Source organism: Chromobacterium sp. FG22, from assembly GCF_057809415.1.
This window is the reverse complement of record NZ_JBMDJX010000009.1, coordinates 1-18,918: the sequence shown is the minus strand read 5'-3', so window position 1 is coordinate 18,918 and position 18,918 is coordinate 1. Positions and strand designations below refer to the sequence as shown.

General features: G+C 61.5%; 15 protein-coding genes. 8 read left to right on the top strand and 7 right to left on the bottom strand.

Annotation, left to right across the window (positions count from 1 at the left end; all coding sequences use genetic code 11):
- Positions 1-169: 169 nt before the first annotated feature.
- The 5 genes from ACODSD_RS10705 to radC form a co-directional block, all read right to left on the bottom strand.
- Entirely contained in the window at positions 170-1,396 is a 1,227-nt protein-coding gene (locus ACODSD_RS10705) for a DUF3443 domain-containing protein (protein ID WP_488877347.1), read from the bottom strand.
- 16 nt (positions 1,397-1,412) lie between these two features.
- On the bottom strand, positions 1,413-1,877 hold the full coding sequence (locus ACODSD_RS10700) for a DUF2844 domain-containing protein (RefSeq protein ID WP_488877346.1): 465 nt from the start codon (positions 1,875-1,877) through the stop codon (positions 1,413-1,415).
- 227 nt (positions 1,878-2,104) lie between these two features.
- Positions 2,105-2,482: an oxidoreductase gene (locus ACODSD_RS10695; RefSeq protein ID WP_019101158.1), complete on the bottom strand. Its 378-nt coding sequence runs from the start codon at positions 2,480-2,482 to the stop codon at positions 2,105-2,107.
- 156 nt (positions 2,483-2,638) lie between these two features.
- Positions 2,639-2,890 (bottom strand): hypothetical protein, encoded by a 252-nt coding sequence (locus ACODSD_RS10690; protein ID WP_019101157.1) that lies wholly within the window; start codon positions 2,888-2,890, stop codon positions 2,639-2,641.
- Positions 2,891-2,990: 100 nt separating this feature from the next.
- Positions 2,991-3,665 carry a RadC family protein gene (gene radC, locus ACODSD_RS10685; RefSeq protein ID WP_107798595.1) on the bottom strand — a complete coding sequence of 225 codons (675 nt, stop codon included), beginning with the start codon at positions 3,663-3,665 and terminating at the stop codon, positions 2,991-2,993.
- A 157-nt stretch (positions 3,666-3,822) separates the two neighbouring features.
- Between radC and coaBC the strand changes: the two genes are divergently transcribed.
- From coaBC to ACODSD_RS10670, 3 genes are all read left to right on the top strand, one after another.
- On the top strand, positions 3,823-5,007 hold the full coding sequence (coaBC, locus tag ACODSD_RS10680) for a bifunctional phosphopantothenoylcysteine decarboxylase/phosphopantothenate--cysteine ligase CoaBC (protein WP_227104345.1): 1,185 nt from the start codon (positions 3,823-3,825) through the stop codon (positions 5,005-5,007).
- Positions 5,008-5,055: 48 nt separating this feature from the next.
- The gene (dut, locus tag ACODSD_RS10675; RefSeq protein ID WP_107798593.1) at positions 5,056-5,511 is read left to right on the top strand and encodes a dUTP diphosphatase; all 456 of its coding nucleotides are present in this window, start codon (positions 5,056-5,058) and stop codon (positions 5,509-5,511) included.
- Between the two features lie 115 nt (positions 5,512-5,626).
- Entirely contained in the window at positions 5,627-6,640 is a 1,014-nt protein-coding gene (locus ACODSD_RS10670) for a GGDEF domain-containing protein (protein WP_227104347.1), read from the top strand.
- A gap of 215 nt (positions 6,641-6,855) precedes the next feature.
- Here ACODSD_RS10670 and ACODSD_RS10665 read toward each other — a convergent pair whose 3' ends face one another.
- The gene (locus ACODSD_RS10665; protein ID WP_107798591.1) at positions 6,856-11,667 is read right to left on the bottom strand and encodes an NAD-glutamate dehydrogenase; all 4,812 of its coding nucleotides are present in this window, start codon (positions 11,665-11,667) and stop codon (positions 6,856-6,858) included.
- Between the two features lie 515 nt (positions 11,668-12,182).
- On the opposite strand from ACODSD_RS10665, the gene ACODSD_RS10660 reads away from it, so the two are divergent.
- The 5 genes from ACODSD_RS10660 to ACODSD_RS10640 all read left to right on the top strand — a co-directional run bounded on the left by ACODSD_RS10660 (position 12,183) and on the right by ACODSD_RS10640 (position 16,440).
- A complete protein-coding gene (locus tag ACODSD_RS10660; protein WP_048407703.1) occupies positions 12,183-12,947 on the top strand; it encodes an ABC transporter substrate-binding protein in 765 nt (254 codons plus the stop codon).
- A 164-nt stretch (positions 12,948-13,111) separates the two neighbouring features.
- A complete protein-coding gene (locus ACODSD_RS10655; protein ID WP_107798590.1) occupies positions 13,112-13,801 on the top strand; it encodes an ABC transporter permease in 690 nt (229 codons plus the stop codon).
- A complete protein-coding gene (locus ACODSD_RS10650; RefSeq protein WP_107798589.1) occupies positions 13,798-14,529 on the top strand; it encodes an ABC transporter permease in 732 nt (243 codons plus the stop codon). The genes ACODSD_RS10655 and ACODSD_RS10650 overlap by 4 nt, the downstream gene beginning before the upstream one ends.
- A gap of 27 nt (positions 14,530-14,556) precedes the next feature.
- Positions 14,557-15,345 carry an ABC transporter ATP-binding protein gene (locus tag ACODSD_RS10645; protein WP_107798588.1) on the top strand — a complete coding sequence of 263 codons (789 nt, stop codon included), beginning with the start codon at positions 14,557-14,559 and terminating at the stop codon, positions 15,343-15,345.
- A gap of 90 nt (positions 15,346-15,435) precedes the next feature.
- Positions 15,436-16,440 carry a GlxA family transcriptional regulator gene (locus tag ACODSD_RS10640; protein ID WP_107798587.1) on the top strand — a complete coding sequence of 335 codons (1,005 nt, stop codon included), beginning with the start codon at positions 15,436-15,438 and terminating at the stop codon, positions 16,438-16,440.
- A 5-nt stretch (positions 16,441-16,445) separates the two neighbouring features.
- On the opposite strand, the gene ACODSD_RS10635 is transcribed toward ACODSD_RS10640, so the two are convergent.
- On the bottom strand, positions 16,446-18,800 hold the full coding sequence (locus ACODSD_RS10635; protein ID WP_488877345.1) for an ATP-binding protein: 2,355 nt from the start codon (positions 18,798-18,800) through the stop codon (positions 16,446-16,448).
- Positions 18,801-18,918: the final 118 nt, after the last annotated feature.

The window sequence follows — 18,918 nt, the reverse complement described above, 5'->3', positions numbered from 1 at the left end:
AAGCGGCTATTCTAGCCGGAGACTCGGAGGCCCCGCCGGCGCGAATAAAAAAAAGCCCGGCGCTCGCCGGGCGTACAGATTGCTAATTTCAACAAAGGAGAAGTCATCGAGATGACTATCCAGATATAGGACGCTTTATATTGCGTTGCAAGAACCCCGCAAAGCCTTCTCAAAACAGGAACATCGGCCCGCTGCCTAACGGATTGCCCTTCCCTTCCAGGCCGATATACACCTTGCGGCCGTAAAAGAAGGGCAAGCCCCAGTCAAAGTAGCTGCTAAGAAAGCCGCTGGCCGGCCCGCCCACCGCAGGCAGAGCGGAGTAACCTTGCGACAACAGTGTTCCAGCATTGCCCAGATTGAAGCCCACCGCGCTGCTGTTACCGCCGCCGCTCAAGGTGGCGTTGAGATTCACGGTGCCGCCGGGGCAGAACCAGGTGCTGCTGCCCACCACGCAGGTGGCGATCGTGGCATCGGCGAAAAACAGCCCATTGGAACCACTATCCAGAAAGCTGCTGTAGTTGAGCGATTTATAGCTGGTCGTGATCGCGTCCACGCCATTGCCGTCCAGCGTAGTGGGAAAAGCCTTGGCCGAACCCAAAGCGTTGTTGCTCTGCGTGCCCACACCGAAGTACAGCGTTCCGGTGGCGCTGGGCGCGCCGCTGATCGCCACCGCCGGCAATTGCAGCATCACCCCGTTATTGTCGCCGGCGAAGGCCGCCACGGGGTTGGACACCTGCAAGGCCGCGGCCGCCGGCGCCTGCTGGCAGGTCAAGGCGGTGGGGCAGGTGTAGTAAAAGCCGTTATTGCTAAAGTTGACGCAGTTGCTGCCGCAATCCTGCTGCCGCAGGCCGACGCCCAGAATGCCGTTGGCCCCCAGGACCGACACGCTGCCCAAATTACTCCCCGTCCCGCTGCACGCGCCCGGGATGAAGCCGTAGGCCGGGTCGCTGATAATCTGGATGGGCAGGGAGGACGCCGTCTTGCCGGCCATTTTGACATCGGCGTAGCGGACGCTGCCCCAGGTGAAGCCGCTGGCGAACTGCATGCACTCCGCCAGTTGCCGGCTATTCGACGTCACGCCGGGCAGGCTGCCCAGCGTCGATCCGCTCACGGCGCTGGCCAACAGGCGCAAACCGCTGGAGCCGGTATCCACCAGCACCCGGCTGATCGTCTGGCATTGGCTGCCGCCCGGCGCGCACACCGTCACCGACACATAGGGCATATTGATCTGATAAACATTAGCCACCGGCCCGCTGTCTACCGTCAGCGTCACCGAATTGGCCGTCGATCCACCATTGTCCGGCGGCGCGACGCTGCCGACCCCGCCGCCCCCTCCTCCGCACGCCGTCAACAATAAGGCGCAGCTCAACACCAGCCCAAAGATAGCCTGTTTCATCTCGTCCCCGCCCTGATTATTTGAGTTGATCGATGTCGAGGCCCGCCGGCACCAGCGCGGGCACATAGGCCAGGCCGAAGAAAGCGCGCGCGCGCCCGGCGGAGATCACCGTCAGCCCAGGCCCTCGGCCTTCCAAGCGATTCAGACCGGCCCGATTGGACTGCTGCGAGGAAACATAAGTGGGAAAGTAATCGCCAAGCAGCTGCCTCATATCCGGCAGCGACGCGCCCTGCCATGCCACCGCGAACACAACGCCGTCCGTCTGCCGGACAAACTCGCGGATGAGGCGGCCGGCCTCGTCCCGGCTCTGCGCCACGGAATAGACCGCGGGCGGCGCGGCCTTCAAAGCCAGCGCTTGCGGAGCAGCGGCCGCGCGGCCCGCCGGCAAGGGCTGCCCCAAGGTGGCCAAGGCAGGACTGGAGAACAGGCTGAAGCTGAGGCAGAGCAGCAAGGCGCGCCTCGCCAGAAAAGACGTCTGCATGAATACCCCCGTCGAATGGAAACGACCGCCGCCCCAGATGCTTTGCCCGGGACTTCTGAATATGCGCGGCGTCGACGCCGCCATCAAAATATAGCACCTCAGCATGAAACGGCTGCCCGATCGAACGGAAGGGAAGAAACGTAGATCATAAAAAAAGGGGGGCGAAAGCCCCCCAGCGTCCTCAAAATTCGACCAGCTGCCCGCCAGTCAAATCCTGGATTTCTCCATCAATACGCCAGCGAATCGTCATGCCGGGTCGTCACCAGCTTGCCCGCGCCCAAGGACAGCATCAGCAGGGCGACGCGTTCATGGACGATCACGGTATGGGTATTGCCGGAAAACTGCATGTAACGCCGCAAGTCCTCACGCACTTTGCGCGAGCCGGTCACATCGATGATGATGTCGATGCTGCTGCCCTGCTCGGCCAGCTCGATAAAATTATCGGTGACGGAAATGCCGCGCTGCTGAGCCAGCAAAATGCCCGGCGAATCCAGATTCAAGTCCGCCACCCCCACCATCCCGACGAAGGGCGCGTCCAACAGCTGCCGCAACAGCGGCGTTCCGGTTTCACCCGCGCCTATCATGCCTACTTTGATCTGTTCCATGCGGCCACCTGAATATGACTATCAAATAAACACAGCACTGTAACAGCTTTAGCCCGGGTCGCTATTTGAGCCAAATCAAGCGGAACTGCGGGAAGGCCCCACAATGCAGCAGGCCCGGACATCGCCGGGCCTGCGAGCGTAAAGCCTAGAAGGGGTTCAATGCAGATTTTGCTGCGACAAAAAGCGTAGATAGCCAACGCCCTCCAACCAGAAACCGCCATCGGCCAACGGCGTCGCCTCCTCCAGATCCGCCACGGTCAACACCAACTCCTGACCATCCAGATTGGCCTCCAGCACCACATCGTCGTCATCGGAAAACTCTTCGGAAGCCGTATGGAAATCCGGCTTCACGAACTGATTGTTAACCTGAATATAGTCGGACTCATTCAGCAGACGCAGGATGTTCATGGCGACCTCCTAATGATGCGGTGAGAGACAAGGTCCAACAAGACAGCAAAGGCGGCGCCGGTTCCAAGCGTCGCGAGCGCTCCCCGCAACGGCTCAACGCCTACAACCAGCCTCGCTCGGCAAAGGATTCCGCCCGCGCGCCGGTCACGACGAAGTGATCCAGCAACCTTATATCGACCAACTGCAGCGCAGCTTTTAATGTATTGGTTAGAGAATGATCGGCGGCGGATGGTTCGCACACGCCGGATGGATGGTTATGGGCAATGATCACCCCCGCCGCGTTGTTGGCCAGGGCCCGCCGCACCAGTTCGCGCGGATAGACCCGGGTTTCGGTCAGGGTGCCTCGAAACAACTCTTCTACCGCTATCACTCGATTCTGCACGGTCAAAAACACGGCGACGAACACTTCCACATCCTTGCCCGCAATCGCCAGTCTCAGAAAATCGCGCACCTGCCCCGGATCGCGCAAGGCGTCCGTCAGACTCATATTCTCCGCCAAGGCCCGCTGCGCCAACTCCTTGCAGGCCATCAGCTGCGCGTATTTGGCGGCGCCCAGGCCCCTGCGCGCCCGGAACTCTTCAAAACTGGCGTTGAGCAAGCCGGACAGCGAACCGAAGTCCAACATCAACTGCCTGGCCATCTCCACCGCGCTCAAGCCTTGCATGCCGGTGCGCAGAAAGATGGCGAGCAACTCGGAGTCCGACAACGCCGCCGCTCCCTGGGCCAACAGCTTTTCACGGGGACGCTCGGCCTCCGGCCAATGGGCGATAGACATCTGCACGCTCCTCCTCTGGCTATAGCACTGTTTTCAAGGTCAGACCAAACGCGATGAGGCATGGCTCACCATATCATCGAAGCAATATGCCCGCCAGCGCGCCCAGTCCGTGGAAATCCGCTAAAATTGGACATTTACCGCCTGTTGCGACAAGTCCATGACAAGCAAGAAAATTCTGCTAGGCATTACCGGCGGCGTCGCCGCCTACAAGGCGGCGGAGTTGACCCGCCTTCTCGTCAAAGCCGGCCACAGCGTGGAAGTGGTGATGACGGAAGCGGCCACGCGCTTCGTGACTCCCGCCACCTTCCAGGCCTTGTCCGGCCATGCGGTGTACACCGATCTGTGGGACGAGCGCCCCAGCAACGCAATGGCCCATATCGACCTGTCGCGCCGCGCCGATGTTTTCCTGATCGCGCCGGCCACCGCCAACACGCTGTTCAAGCTGGCCCACGGCGCCTGCGACGATCTGCTGTCCACGCTGGCCGCCGCCCGCGCCTGTCCGCTGATCGTGGCGCCGGCGATGAACCGGCAGATGTGGGACAATCCGCCCAACCAGCGCAATGTGGCGCAGCTGCGCGCCGACGGCGTCGCCGTCTTCGGACCGGCCAACGGCGCCCAGGCCTGCGGCGAAACCGGCGAGGGCCGCATGCTGGAGCCGGAGGAGATCGCAGAGCTGCTGGAAGGGTTTTTCCGGGCCAAAGTGCTGGCCGGCAAGAAGGTGCTGCTCACCGCCGGCCCCAGTTACGAGGCCATAGACGCCGTGCGCGGCATCACCAATATCAGCTCGGGCAAGATGGGCTACGCGCTGGCGCGCGCCTGCCGCGACGCCGGCGCCGAAGTCACGCTGATCTCCGGCCCCACCGGCATGGAGGCCCCGCTGGGCATGCGCCGCATCGACGCGGCCAGCGCCCGGCAAATGCACGACGCGGTGATGACCGAGGTGGGACGCAGCGATATTTTCATTTCCGTCGCGGCGGTGGCCGATTACCGGGTCAAGAACCCGTCCGTCCACAAGATCAAGAAAGGCGCGGCGCCGCCCAGCCTGGAACTGGAGGAAAACCCGGACATTCTCGCCGCCGTCGCCTCCTTGCCCGCCGCTCCGTTCTGCGTCGGCTTCGCGGCGGAAAGTCAGAACCTGCTGGAGTTCGCCGAAGCCAAACGCCTGCGCAAAAAGCTGCCGCTGCTGGTGGCCAACCTGGCGCAGCAAGCCATGGGCGCCGACGACAATCAGGTGGTGCTGCTGGACCAGAACGGCCCCCACCCCTTGCCCGGCATGCCCAAGCCGGACGTGGCCAAGGCCATTGTCGAACATCTGGCCCAGCTGTTGCCGCACAAGCAATAAGCCATCAACACCGCGGCTGCCCCGCGCAGCCGACAAGAAAGGACTCTCATGAAAAAACCCGTCATCGACGTCAAGATCTTGGATCCGCGTCTGAAGCAGAATCTGCCCAACTACGCGACGCCGGGCTCCGCCGGGCTCGACCTGCGCGCCGCCATCGAGCAAGACATCACCATCGCTCCGGGCGAAACCCAGTTGATCCCCACCGGCATGGCCATCCATATCGCCAACCCCAACCTGGCCGCCATGCTGCTGCCGCGCTCCGGCCTGGGTCACAAGCACGGCATCGTGCTGGGCAATCTGGTGGGCCTGATCGACTCCGACTACCAAGGGCAGTTGTTCGTATCGGTCTGGAACCGCGGACACGAGCCGTTCCGGCTGACGCCGCTGGAACGCATCGCGCAGATGATCATCGTGCCCATCGTCCAGGTGGGCTTCAATATCGTCGACGACTTCGACAGCTCGGAACGCGGCGACGGCGGCTTCGGCAGCACCGGACGCAACTGAGGCCGGCCGCCGCGCGATTGCCTATACTCACACCGTAGCGCAGCCGTCCACGCACGGCCGGCTTGCGCCGCGCACGCGACCACCGCCCTCAATCGCCGGCAAAGGATGTCCAGGCATGACGCAAGCCCCTCAAGAGGACGACAGCAAGCGGATTCTCGACAATCTGGTCGAACTCACCTCCCAGCGCGAACAGGACATGCTGGAAAGCAGCCTGGCCTCCACCTTGGTCGAGGTGATGCGGGTGGACAAGGTGGAGTTGTTCGCCTGTCGCTGGGTCAACGGCGTGCCCTACACCCGCCGGCGCCTGAGCGCCTCCTCCGTGGACGGCAAGACCCAGATTACGGAAACCGCCAACGACAGTTGGCTGCCACCGCCCATCTTCCTTTACGACCTGCTCAACTCGCTGGACAGAGACGAGGGCATTTTCCGCATTCCCCACGGCCTATGCCTGCCCTTGCGTTGCATGGGCAGCATCGTGTCCCTGCTGGTCATCCACGTGACGGCGGAGCAAAAGGTCAACAAGGCCATGCTGAAAGCCATGGCCAGGATTCACGAAAACTTCCTGCGCCTGCTGTTCGAGGCGGACCGCGACATGCTCACCGCGCTGAACAATCGCCGTAAATTCGATTTGCGCCTGTTCAACCTGATGGCGGCGCAATTGCAATCCCCCGGCGAAAACCACGCCTGCACCTTGGCGTTGCTGGACGTCGACCATTTCAAGCAGGTCAACGACCAGTTCGGCCACATGGTGGGCGACGAGGTGCTGCTCTTGCTGGCCCAGCTGATGCAACAGTCGTTTCGCGAAGACGACAGCTTGTTCCGCTACGGCGGCGAGGAGTTCGCCATCATCTTCCAGGGCTTGCCTCCAAACGAAGCCGCGGTGGCGCTGGAGCGCTTCCGCCAGCGCGTCGAACAATACTCGTTTCCCCAGGTGGGCCGCCTGACCGTCAGCCTGGGCTTCACCCGCATCCTGCCGCAGCTCTTGCCGGGCCAGCTGGTGGAACAGGCGGACCGAGCGCTGTATTACGCCAAAACGCATGGCCGCAACCTGGTATGCGGTTACGAAGAGCTGGTCGCCGGCGGCCAACTGGACAATGCTCAACGCTTTGGCGAGATCGATTTGTTCTAAGCGCCCGTTCAAAGCAGGCAAGCGGAACCCGCTCAAACCATCCAAGCCTTTCGAAGACGGTTGCAGCGCCCTTCGTCCTCCATCCTGCCGACGCGCGGCCCATCGTAAACAGATTCCAAATTTGCCCTGCCCCGCGTCCCAAGCAGGCCCTCCGGACGCAAAAAAAACCGGCTCCTAGGAGCCGGTTTTCAATTGACGCGATCCCTAGCGGGCGATCAGGCCAGCAGGTGGTTGCTCAGTTCGCGCATGCCGGCCGACAGCATGGCCAGATCCAACACGCTGAACGACTGCAGCTCGGCGAACATCTGCGCGCACACCTCCACTTCGTGATGGCGCTTCTCCATCCACTGCTGCGCAAACGCTTCCGCGCCGGCGGCGTCCTGCAAGGCCTGCCCCGCCAGATTGCGATGCACGCGGTACAGATCGTCGCGCAGCGCGGAGCGCGCCAGCGACTGCCAGCGGTTGTCGCGCGGCAGGCTGGTGATCGCGTCGCGCAGCCAATCCAGCTGCATCGCGTGGCCCAACTGGTAGTAATTCTTGGCCAGCTGCTCCAGCGGCAATGTGCTGCCTTCGCTGATTTCGATGATGTCCATCAACGGCACGGCGAACTCCAGACGCGCCAGCACCTGCGCCAGCGGCTGCGGCATGCCCGGCTGGCTCAGGCGCGCTTCCAGCGCCTCCACTGCCGGGTAGCTGCCGGAAGCGATCAGCTGAGGCAGTTGCGCCAACAGCGCCTTCACCTTGGCGGCGTACTGCTCGATCACGGCGTTCACCGAGGAGAACGGACGCTTGTTGCGCAGCACCCAACGCGTCACGCGCTCCACCAGCGTGCGCACCAGCACCATCATTTCCACCTGATGATCCGCCGACACCTTGTTGTCCAGCGCTTCGATCTCGCTCCACAGGCGCTCGGCGTCGAACACGCGGCTGGCAATCCACCAGGCGCGGGCGATGTCGCCGGCGGAGAACGGAGACTCTTCCTGCATGCGGAACACGAAGGTGGTGCCCATGCGGTTGATGATCTGGTTGGCCAACTGGTTGGCGATGATCTCCCGCTTCAGCTGATGCTGCTGCATCTGCGCGCCAAAGCGCTGCTGCAGCGGTTTCGGGAAGTAATGGGTCAGGATGGACAGGAAGTCCGCGTCGTCCGGCACATCGGTCGCCAGAATCGCCTGATCCAGCGAAATCTTGCTGTAGGACAGCAGCACCGCGATTTCCGGCACGGTCAGACCCTGACGCGCCAGACGGCGCTCATTGATCTGGGTTTCGGACGGCAGGTACTCGATTTCGCGGTTCAGTTCGCCGGTTTTCTCCATGTGCGCGATCATGCGCGCATGGGTGGTCAGCATCGCAGCGGCCTCCTGGCGTTTGATCGCCAGGATCTGGGTCTGCTGGATATTGTTGCGTAACACCAGCTGCGCCACCTCGTCGGTCATTTCCGCCAGCAGTTGATTGCGCTGCTTCAAGGTCATGTCACCGGCCTGCATTACACCGCCCAGCAGAATCTTGATGTTGACCTCGTGGTCGGAGCAGTCCACGCCGGCGGAGTTGTCGATGGCGTCGGTGGCAATGCGGCCGCCGTTCAGCGCGAACTCGACGCGTCCCAGCTGAGTGCACGTCAGGTTGCCGCCTTCGGCCACCACCCGGGCTTGCAAATCGCGGCCGTCGACGCGCACCGGATCGTTGGCGCGGTCGCGCGCGTCGGCGTGGCTTTGGCTGGACGCCTTGACGTAGGTGCCGATGCCGCCGTTGTACAGCAGGTCGATCTTGGCCTTGAGGATCTCGTGGATCAGCTCGTTCGGCGCCATGCTGTCCTTGTCGGTTTCCAGCCAGGCCTTCACTTCCGGCGACAGCGGGATGGACTTGGCCGAGCGTTCGAAGATGCCGCCGCCCTTGGAGATCAGCTCGCGCTTGTAATCGGTCCAGCTGGAACGCGGCAGTTTGAACAGACGCGCGCGCTCGGCGTAGCTCTTGGCTGCGTCCGGCGTCGGATCCAGGAAGATGTGCAGGTGATTGAACGCCGCTTTCAGGCAGATGTGCTCGGACAGCAGCATGCCGTTGCCGAACACGTCGCCGGCCATATCGCCGATGCCGATCACGCTGAAATCCTGCTCCTGGGTGTTGACGCCCAGGTGGCGGAAATGGCGCTTGACCGATTCCCAAGCGCCGCGGGCGGTAATGCCCATGCCCTTGTGGTCGTAACCCGCGGAACCGCCGGAGGCGAAGGCGTCGCCCAGCCAGAAGCCGTAATCGGCGGAAATGCCGTTGGCGATGTCGGAGAAAGTGGCCGTGCCCTTATCGGCCGCCACCACCAGGTACGGATCGTCCGGATCCAGGCGGCGCACATCCGCCGGCGGCACGATCTGGCCGTTCACCAGATTGTCGGTGACGTCCAGCAGCGCGGAGATGAAGATCTTGTAGCAGGCGACGCCTTCCGCCAGGAACGCCTCGCGGTCGCTAGGCGCCGGCAGTTGCTTGCCGACGAAGCCGCCTTTGGAGCCCATGGGCACGATCACCGAGTTCTTCACCATCTGCGCCTTCACCAGGCCCAGCACTTCGGTGCGGAAATCTTCCATGCGATCGGACCAGCGCAAGCCGCCGCGCGCCACTTTAGAGCCGCGCAGATGCACGCCCTCCACGCGCGGGCTGTACACCCAGATTTCGAACATCGGGCGCGGCTGCGGCAGGAAGGGAAGCAGATTGGATTCCAGCTTGAACGAGATATAGGACTTGAACTCGCCGTCGGCGCCCTTCTGCCAGAAGTTGGTGCGGCGGGTGGCCAGGATCACCGACAGGAAACCGTTCAGAATGCGGTCTTCGTCCAGATTGGCCACGCCGTCCAGCTGCTCGCGCAGCTTGGCCAGCAAGGCGTCGGCGCGCGCGTCGTCGGCATGCGCCGGGTCCAGACGCACGGCGAACAGTTCAACCAGCAAGCGGGTGATGGCCGGGTAATTGGCCACGCACTGCTCGATGTAAGCCTGGCTGAAGGTCAGGCCGCCCTGGCGCAGGTACTTGGCCAAGGCGCGCACCAGCGAAATTTCACGCCAGTCCAACCCGGCCACCAGCGCCAGGCGGTTGAAGCCGTCGTTCTCGCAACGTTTGGCGAACACCTGGGTCAGCAGCTCCTGGAAGTCCTGCTGCACTTCTTCGCTGGCGATCTGCTCTTCCGCGGAGCCCACGTCCAGGCCGAAGTCGCTGATCCACACCTGACGGCCGTCCGCGCGCTGCACGCAGTACGGATGCTCGTCGCGGACCTTGACGCCCATGTTTTCCAAAATCGGCAGGCTGGCGGACAGGCCCAACGCCTCGCCTTCGCGGAACAGCTTCAGATTGAAAGCCGAGGCGCCGCGATGGAAGGGCCGGTACAACTTCATCGCCAGCGGGGAGTCGGCGTTGACCGATTCGATATGCTGGATGTCCAGCACCGCGTTGCGCACCGCGAACTCTTCGCGGTAAGCCACCGGGAAAGCGCCCTTGTAACGGTTGAACAGCGCGTTGCCCAGTTCTTCGCCGTGGGTTTCCACCAGCAGTTGATGCAGCTCTTCCACCCAGCCGCGCACCAGGCGGGCGATTTCGGCCTCGATGTCGGCCTCGTGGAATTCCGGCAATTTGGCGGCGTTGGTGCGGATGATGTAATGCACGCGTGCCAGCGAGCCGTCGCTGATCTGCACGCTGAACTCGGCGCTGGTGCCGTTGAAGGCGTTCATCAACACCTTCTCTATCTTCAGGCGCACTTCGGTGTTGAAGCTGTCGCGCGGCACGTAGACCAGGCAGCTGACGTAGCGGTGGTAGCGGTCTTTGCGCACGAACAGGCGCACGCGCGGGCGTTCCTGCAGGCTGACGATGCCCTCGGAGATCGGTCCCAACACCTCGGCCGGGATTTCGAACAGCTCGTCGCGCGGATAGGCCTCCAGCACAAAGCTCAAGGTCTTGGATTTATAGCTGTCGTCCACGTAGTCGCAGTTGCTGACCACGGTCGCCACTTTCTGGCGCAGGATGGGCACGTCCTTGGGGGAGTCCTGGTAGGCGCTGGCGGTGTACAGGCCCAGGAAGCGGCGCTCGCCTATCACTTCGCCCTTGTCGTTGAAACGCTTGATGCCGACAAAATCGATGTAGGCCGGGCGGTGAATGATGGAGCGGGTCTGCGATTTGTTCAGAATGATCAGTTGCGGCAGATGAGCCAGTTCACGCAGCTCCTGCGGCAGCTGTTCGAAGCTGGCGGAGTATTCCTTGTCGCCCTGGTCCTTCAAGATGCCCAGACCGGAGGTTTTGACGATCTTCAGGCTGTCCTTGCCGTTGCGGCGCACCAGGTCGTAATCGCAATAACCCATGAACAGGAAGTTGCGCTTGGACATCCAGGCCAGGAAGTCCACCGCCTCCTTGGCTTCCGCCGCGCGTTTGCCCTTGACCAGGGACAGGTCCTTGCTGATGTCGGCCAACACTTCGCGCATCTTGGGTTCGTCGCTCACCACCAGACGGATGTCTACGATCACGCGGTTCAAATCCGCTTCCAGCTGCTTCAGCACCGCCGGATCGGTGACTCGGTCAATCTGCACGTGGATAAAGGACTCCAGCGGCAGGCTGCGGTCCTCGGTGCGCTTGACCGCCTGGATCGCACCGTTCTTGTCGCGGCCCACCGACAGCACCGGGTGCACCAGCAGGTGCAGGTTCAGGCTATGGCGCGACAGCAGCATGGTGATGGAGTCGATCAGGAACGGCATATCGTCGTTGACCACTTCAATCACGGTATGGGTGCTTTGCCAACCGTCGCGCTCGAAATCCGGGTTGTAAATGCGTGCCTTGTGCTGACCGGCCGCGCGCTTGGCGCCGAACGCGTAATGCGCCGACGCGGCGCCGAACAAATCCAGCGACGAAAACTGTCTAAGATCGGCATGCTCGGCTTCCTCGAAGTAGATCGGGAAGAAGGGTTCGAGCTGGTGTTTCTCCTTTTCGGAAAGCTTGGTCTCTGCTACAGCCTGAATATCGGCGATCAGGCTCGCGAGTTCGGTCTTATTGGTAAGCGACATGTTGCTTCTCTTGTTGTGTGCACGGAGTGTGTCGAGGCATTGTAGATACCCCCTTCATGCCGGGATTTCCTTAATGCGACGTGGACGTACATTTTCATGGAAAAGCCTGTTCGCCCCCATCGAATGCCGCAGGGATAAATCGTGGCGAACGCCACTTTTAGCCTTATAGCAATGCGACGGCGGCTTACAAGTTTCTCTCCCAGCCCCACATTGTACACAAGTCCAAAAAAGAAATATAAGTCATTGATTTTTCATACATTTCACATGAAGCAAGAATATCGGTTAAAATACGAACACTTGCTCACACCGATTGCCAGACAATGGCCCCATCTTGCGCACGGCGGATAACCGTTGCAAGCTGCGGCCAACTACTGGCAAAAGTAGAAAAAACTACAATGGTTCCGGCTTGGGCGAGACACCGTGAGCAGCCTCGTTCCAAGCGCCGGGTTTACAAGCTTGGGTTTGCGTTCGTCGCAACGACGCGAACACCCGATAGAGAAGTAGAAATCCACGCCATGAAAAAAGTCCTGATCGCCTCCGCAGCGGCAGCTCTGCTGTCCGGTTTTTCCGTCCAAGCAGAGACTCTGCGTTTTGGGGTTGACCTCAACTACCCGCCGTTCTCCAAACAAGGCGCCGATGGCAAGCCGCAAGGCTTCGACATCGACATGGCCAATGCCCTTTGCGCCGCCATGAAAGTCAGCTGTCAAATCGTTCCGCAAGACTGGGACGGCCTGATTCCCGCCCTCAACGCCAACAAGTTCGACGCCATCCTGTCCTCGATGCAAATCACCGAGGAGCGCAAGAAAGCCGTCGACTTCAGCCGCAAGTACTACAACATCGCCAGCCGCATCGTCGCCAAATCCGGCACCGCCGTTGACCAGAACAGCTTCAAGGGCAAAAAGATCGGCGTGCTGCGCGCCTCCACTCAGGAAAAGTTCGCCAAGGACTACTGGGGCAAATCCGGCGCCACCATCGTGCCGTACGCCAAGTCGCCCGAGTCCTTCCTGGACCTGAAGTCCGGCCGTGTTGACGCCGTCTTCGTCGATGGCGCCGTCGGCGATCAAGAGTTCCTGAAAACCGCCAACGGCAAAGGCTACGCCTTTGTCGGCCCGAACTACGCCGACGTCAAATACTTCGGCCTGGGCGCGGGCATCGCCGTCAAGAAAGGCAATAAGGCGCTGGCCGAACGCCTGAACAAGGCGATTGATCAGGTGCGCAAGGACGGCAGCTACAAGAAAGTCCAAGACAAGTACTTCAGCTTCGACGTCTACGGCGGCTAAACCCCTCGTAATCGCATCCGTCCCGGCCAAGCGCCCCAGGCGCTGGGCGGCTTGCTGCCGCCCGCACCGCGCGCCTCGCCGGGACTTTTTTGTTCGGCCGTTCCCCCAGCGGCCGAGCAAGGACCGGCCTTGCGCGCAAGGCTGATGAATGAGGCAGTAACACCATGTTTTTGCAAGGTTACCTTCCCAGCATATTGCAAGGAGCAGTGCTCACATTGCAGCTGGCCGGCTCAGCACTGCTCGTATCCATCGTGCTGGGCCTGATTGGCGCGCTGTTCAAATCCGCTCACTCCAAACCGCTGGTCTGGCTGGCGGAGCTCTATTCCACCGTGGTCCGGGGCGTGCCCGATTTGGTCTGGATGTTTCTGCTGTTCTTCGGCGTCCAGATGATGATCAACGACCTCTGCGGCCGCATGGGCTGGGAAAGTCCCAATATCGATCCCTTCGTCGCCGGCGTGCTGACCCTGGGCTTCATCTTCGGCGCTTATATGACGGAAACCTTCCGCGGCGCGATGATGGCGGTGCCCAAAGGACAGATGGAGGCTGGCATGGCCTACGGCATGACGCCGCTGCGCGTGTTCTTCCGCATCACCGTTCCACAGATGATTCGCTTCGCCCTGCCCAGTTTCTCCAATAACTGGCTGGTGCTGGTCAAATCCACCGCCCTGGTTTCGGTCATCGGCCTGAACGACGTGATGTATCGCGCCGACGCGGCCAAATCCACCACCCAGGAACCCTTCACCGTCTATCTGATCGTGGGCCTGCTGTTCCTGGCGATCACCGGGGTGTCCAATCTGCTGTTGGGCAAACTGGAAAAACGCTATTCGCTGGGCGTCAAGGAGAGCGGACTGTGATCGACTTCCAACTGATTCTGGACAAACTGCCCGCCTTCTTCGGCGGCGGAGACGGTAACGCCGTCATGAGCAGCCGCGACGGCTTGGTGATGACGCTGGAACTGCTGTTCATCTCCCTTATTCTGGGCATGGCGATGGCCGTCCCGATGGCGCTGATGCAAGTCTCCAAAAACCGGCTGGCCTCCGGTGCGGTCCGCGTTTACGGCTATGTCTTCCGCGGCACGCCGCTCTTGGTCCAGCTGTTCATCATTTATTACGGTCTGGCCCAGTTTGGCTGGATCCGCGACAGCTGGGCCTGGCACTACCTGCAGGAAGCCTATTTCTGCGCCATCCTCGCCTTCACCCTGAACACGGCGGCCTACACCACCGAAATCATCGCCGGCCAGATCCGCAACACCCACTGGGGCGAGATCGAAGCCGCCCAGGCCATGGGCATGAGCAAATGGCTGATGATGCGCCGCATTGTGCTGCCCTCGGCGCTGCGCCGCGCTTTGCCCGCCTACAGCAATGAAGTCATCATGATGCTGCAAAGCACCGCCATCGCCGGCCTGGTCACTCTGGCGGACATTACCGGCGTGGCTCGCCGCATCTACGCGGACAGTTACATGGCTTTCGAGCCCTTCCTCACCGCAGGCGCCATTTACCTTGCGCTCACCTTCCTGCTGGTCTGGTTGATGAAGCAGGCGGAAAAACGCTGGCTGGCCTATTTGGCGCCACGCAAGCACTAATGCGGATAGCGATACAGGAACACCATCATGCACACCCCCACCGATAAGAATCTGAAGCTGCAAGTCAGCGATCTGCATAAGAGCTACGGCTCGCACGAAGTGCTGAAGGGCGTGTCGCTGACCGCTCACGCCGGCGACGTCATCAGCATTATCGGCTCCTCCGGCTCAGGCAAAAGCACCTTTCTACGCTGCATCAACATGCTGGAGCAGCCCAATAGCGGCCGCATTCTCGCCGCCGGCGAAGAACTCAAGCTGGTATCCGATCGCAAGACCGGCGCGCTCAAGGCCGCCGACGCCAATCAGCTGGCGCGCATCCGCACCAAGCTGGCCATGGTGTTCCAGCACTTCAATCTATGGGCGCACATGACGGTGCTGGAAAACATCGTCGAAGCGCCCATTCACGTGCTGGGACTCAGCCGGGATGAAGCCTGCGCCCGCGCCCGCAAATATCTGGACAAGGTCGGCCTGCGCGGCGTCGAAGACAAGTATCCGGCCCATATGTCCGGCGGACAGCAGCAGCGGGTCGCCATCGCCCGCGCACTGGCGATGGAACCGGAAGTGATGCTGTTCGACGAACCCACCTCGGCGCTGGACCCGGAACTGGTCGGCGAAGTGCTGCGCGTGATGAAAGACCTGGCCGGCGAAGGCCGCACCATGGTGGTGGTCACCCACGAAATGGGCTTCGCCCGCGAAGTGTCCAACCACGTCATCTTCCTGCACCAGGGCCGGATAGAGGAGCAAGGCCACCCCAAGGAAGTGCTGATCCGCCCGCAAAGCGAGCGATTGGTACAATTCCTCTCCGGCAGCCTGAAATAAATCGTACAATAGGAAAATGTCGCACACCATGCCGGCCTCATGCCCGGCATGGTGTGTTTTTGTAATCTCCACCCTTCGCCGCGAAAACCAATGGGTCAGCATCCGTCCCACCCCGCCAAGCCTCTGCGCTACGGCTTCCTGCTCTTGCCCCATGCCTCGATGGCGGATTACGCCATCGCCTCCGAGGTTCTGCTGCACGCCAATTGGCTGGCGGAGAAAAAACTCTACGAAACCCTGCTGCTTTCCCTGGACGGACAAGCGGTGCCGCTTTCCAACGGCACGCGGCTGGCGGTGGATCTGCCGCTGGACGGCGCCCCCAAGCTGGATTGCCTGCTGATCCTGGCCGACGACATCAATCCCGACTTCAGCCTGGACGTCCTGAGCAAGGGGCTCACCGCCTGCGGTCCGGATAAAATCCAACTGGGCGGCATCGGCTGCGGCAGCTATTGGCTGGCCCGCACCGGACACTTCAACGGCCTGCGCGCAACGATACACTGGCGCGAGATCAGCCGTTTCACCGAAGAGTTTCCGGACATCATCACCTCGTCCAATCTATTTGAAATCGACGGCAAACGCCTCAGCTGCGCAGGCGGAGCGGCCACCTTTGATTTCATGCTGACCCAGGTTGGCAATCAGCACGGCCACGAATTTGTCGCTCAGCTGTCGGAACTGTTCAGCATGGAACGCATCCGTCCCGGCAATGAACGCCAACGCATCCCCCTGGCCACCCGCATCGGCGGCAGCCAGCCCAAGTTGACGGAAGCGGTCAGTCTGATGGAGGCCAATATCGAAGAGCCGCTGAGCACCGACGACATCGCCTACTATGTCGGCGTCTCCCGACGCCAGCTGGAACGGCTGTTCAAGCAATACCTGAGCACGGTGCCGTCCAAATACTACCTGGAGTTGCGCCTGAGCCGAGCGCGCCAGCTATTGCAGCAAACCAGCAAATCCATCGTCCAGATCGGCCTGGCCTGCGGCTTCTCCAGCGGCCCCCATTTCTCCAGCACCTACCGCAACCATTTCGGCATCACCCCGCGCGAAGAACGCTCGCATCGCACGCAGACCGCGTCGCCGGCTCCGGCCCCCAAGAGCTAGCACCGTCAAACACCGGCGCCGCAGCCGTCAGGCGAGGGCACCGGAGCACGCTCCGGCTCGCCTTGGCGCGACAATGGCAACTCGATCCGGAAGCAAGCGCCGCTGGCCGGGATGTTTTCCGCCGAGATCAGGCCGCCGTACTGCTCCACAATCGTCTGGCAGATGGACAAACCCAGCCCCATTCCGTTTGGCTTGGTTGAAAAGAATGGATGGAACAGCACCTCCAATGAACTCGGCGTAATGCCGCGACCGGTGTCCCGCACCTCCAGAATCGCTTTCTTGCCTTCTCGCCGGGTATGCACGATCACATGACGCTTCATCATCGGCTCGTCGCGCAAGGCGTCCATCGCGTTTGACAGCAGATTCAGCACCACCTGCTCCAGCTGAATGCTGTCGGCCAGCACCGCCACCGGATAACCCGACAACAGCTGAACCACCTCGATGCCGCGCTCCTTCAGATCGTACTCGGCCAGGAACATGCAATTGCCCACCACCTGGTTCAAATCGATCAGCCGCGTCTCGATCGCGCGCTTGCTGACCAAGGCGCGCAAGCGCTTGATGATCTCCCCCGCCCTCTCTGCCTGCGCCACCGCCAGACGCAGCGCCGCGTTCACCTGGGCCGGCGCCTCCTCAACCCCCTCCAGCAACTGAATGCTGGCCTGGCAATAATTAGCGATCGCCGTCAGAGGCTGATTCAGCTCATGCGCGATGCCGGACGCCATTTCGCCCATCGTATGCAACCGGGCCACATGGGACAATTTCTCCAAATGCTCTTTGACTTTGCTCTCGCTGGCCTCCAACGCCGCCACCGTGCGTTGCCGCAAAGGCCCCAGGTCGCGCAAGGCGCACACCACGCCGATCAGCCCCCCTTCCCGCGAGAACAACGGCGATACCCCACCCTCCACCGAACGAATCTGACCTCGCGCCGACGTCAGCTGCATCCTCTCAGCCAATACCACCGGCTGCGCGGTCCGGAAACACTCTCGGATCGGATCCTCCGCCAGCTCCGCGGCCAGCTCGGCCTGCAAGTGGAACACCTCGTGGCAGACGCGGCCAACCACCTCCTCCGCCGCCATGCCCATCAACTCCAAGGCCATCGGGTTTGCCAGCTCGATCGCATGGTCCTGGCGCAGAATGATCACCCCGTCATGAATCGCGCTCAGCGTGACGGACGCCCGTTCGCTCTGCAGGAAGATCGCCTCGTCCGATTGCTGACGCTCATGCCGCAAAGCCATTCTTTGCAAGTGAACCAGGCCGGCGAACACGAAGAAAGCGAGCAACAAAGACTGCTGCCACAGCCAAGGCAACAACGCCAAGTCCGTCACTCTGACATCCCGAGCCACGCCCAGCACAAAAGGCTGGGCCACGCTGGACAGCGGAAGCCGAGCCTCCAGCCTACGCAACACCGGCCACCAATCACGCTCGGACGAAGTATGCAGGCGCTGAAACAAGGGCGCGCCCGGCGCAAGGACGCCGTCCTGGTACAGGGTCAAGTCCAATCCAGGCAACAAGCGCTCCAGAGCCGGCGCCTGCAATAGGCGATCGCAAAACACCACCAGCCCCACCACGCCCACCAATTTGCCCGGCGCCTTCTCCCTATCTTCGAACAAGGGCTGGAACAAGAAATAAGCGCGTCCACCGCCCTCGTGCAACTCGAACGCGCCGCTGGCCACTCGCTGCCCAGTCTCCAAGGCCCTGCTCAAGGCCGGCCGGAAATAAGCATCGCCCAAAATATCGTAGCCAAACATCGGACCGGCTTCCGGCCGATCCGGCTCCAGCATGGAAATCACCAATGACTGCGGACGCACGGCGGCCGGCCGCCATGCCCGATTGCCCGCCACGTCGAAATCGCGAATGTAAAAGGTCGCGCCAAACTTGCCGCTCATCTGGCGCAAGAAGAGCGGCCTCTCCGCCAAGGGCACGCTTTGAAAAAAGATAAAGGAATGAAGCTGCGGATAATGGGGCAATAGCTCGCGCGCAAAGGTGGACAGCTCAGATGCCTCAAATGGCCGGCTTGCCGCCATCAGCGCATCCACGGAAGACAGCACCGACTCATTTTGGTCCAGCTTGCGCGCCACCATTGCATGCGCCCGCTGCGCCACTGATTCGAACTCGTCCCTCAAACGCTGCAGCTCCCCCATCCCCCACAGCACCGTCACCAACAAGGCGCAGAGAGCCCAGGCCAATACAAATAAATGCACACCATCCCGCCTGAAATTTCTCAAAATTCCCGCCTCGATTCCCGATCTTGATGCTGGAATTCTATTCATAACCAATAGGTTCTGCTGAGTAATTAGCCGAAATTTCAGTAAAAATAAGTGAAAATACAGCCACAAAAAGAACAATGGCTTAATAATCAAGGAGAAAGCTAAAGAATGGGGAAGACAGGAAGGAGAGTTCGATCACGCCGTCTGGCGGTCAGCGCAATGCATAAAGCCCAGCTCGTGTGAGCTGGGCTTTGCAATGGGGCGTCTGGCG

Coding starts and splice junctions, on each gene's coding strand:
- ACODSD_RS10705 (WP_488877347.1), bottom strand. CDS start 1,396: ATGAAACAGGCTATCTTTGGGCTGGTGTTGAGCTGCGCCTTATTGTTG.
- ACODSD_RS10700 (WP_488877346.1), bottom strand. CDS start 1,877: ATGCAGACGTCTTTTCTGGCGAGGCGCGCCTTGCTGCTCTGCCTCAGC.
- ACODSD_RS10695 (WP_019101158.1), bottom strand. CDS start 2,482: ATGGAACAGATCAAAGTAGGCATGATAGGCGCGGGTGAAACCGGAACG.
- ACODSD_RS10690 (WP_019101157.1), bottom strand. CDS start 2,890: ATGAACATCCTGCGTCTGCTGAATGAGTCCGACTATATTCAGGTTAAC.
- radC (WP_107798595.1), bottom strand. CDS start 3,665: ATGTCTATCGCCCATTGGCCGGAGGCCGAGCGTCCCCGTGAAAAGCTG.
- coaBC (WP_227104345.1), top strand. CDS start 3,823: ATGACAAGCAAGAAAATTCTGCTAGGCATTACCGGCGGCGTCGCCGCC.
- dut (WP_107798593.1), top strand. CDS start 5,056: ATGAAAAAACCCGTCATCGACGTCAAGATCTTGGATCCGCGTCTGAAG.
- ACODSD_RS10670 (WP_227104347.1), top strand. CDS start 5,627: ATGACGCAAGCCCCTCAAGAGGACGACAGCAAGCGGATTCTCGACAAT.
- ACODSD_RS10665 (WP_107798591.1), bottom strand. CDS start 11,667: ATGTCGCTTACCAATAAGACCGAACTCGCGAGCCTGATCGCCGATATT.
- ACODSD_RS10660 (WP_048407703.1), top strand. CDS start 12,183: ATGAAAAAAGTCCTGATCGCCTCCGCAGCGGCAGCTCTGCTGTCCGGT.
- ACODSD_RS10655 (WP_107798590.1), top strand. CDS start 13,112: ATGTTTTTGCAAGGTTACCTTCCCAGCATATTGCAAGGAGCAGTGCTC.
- ACODSD_RS10645 (WP_107798588.1), top strand. CDS start 14,557: ATGCACACCCCCACCGATAAGAATCTGAAGCTGCAAGTCAGCGATCTG.
- ACODSD_RS10640 (WP_107798587.1), top strand. CDS start 15,436: ATGGGTCAGCATCCGTCCCACCCCGCCAAGCCTCTGCGCTACGGCTTC.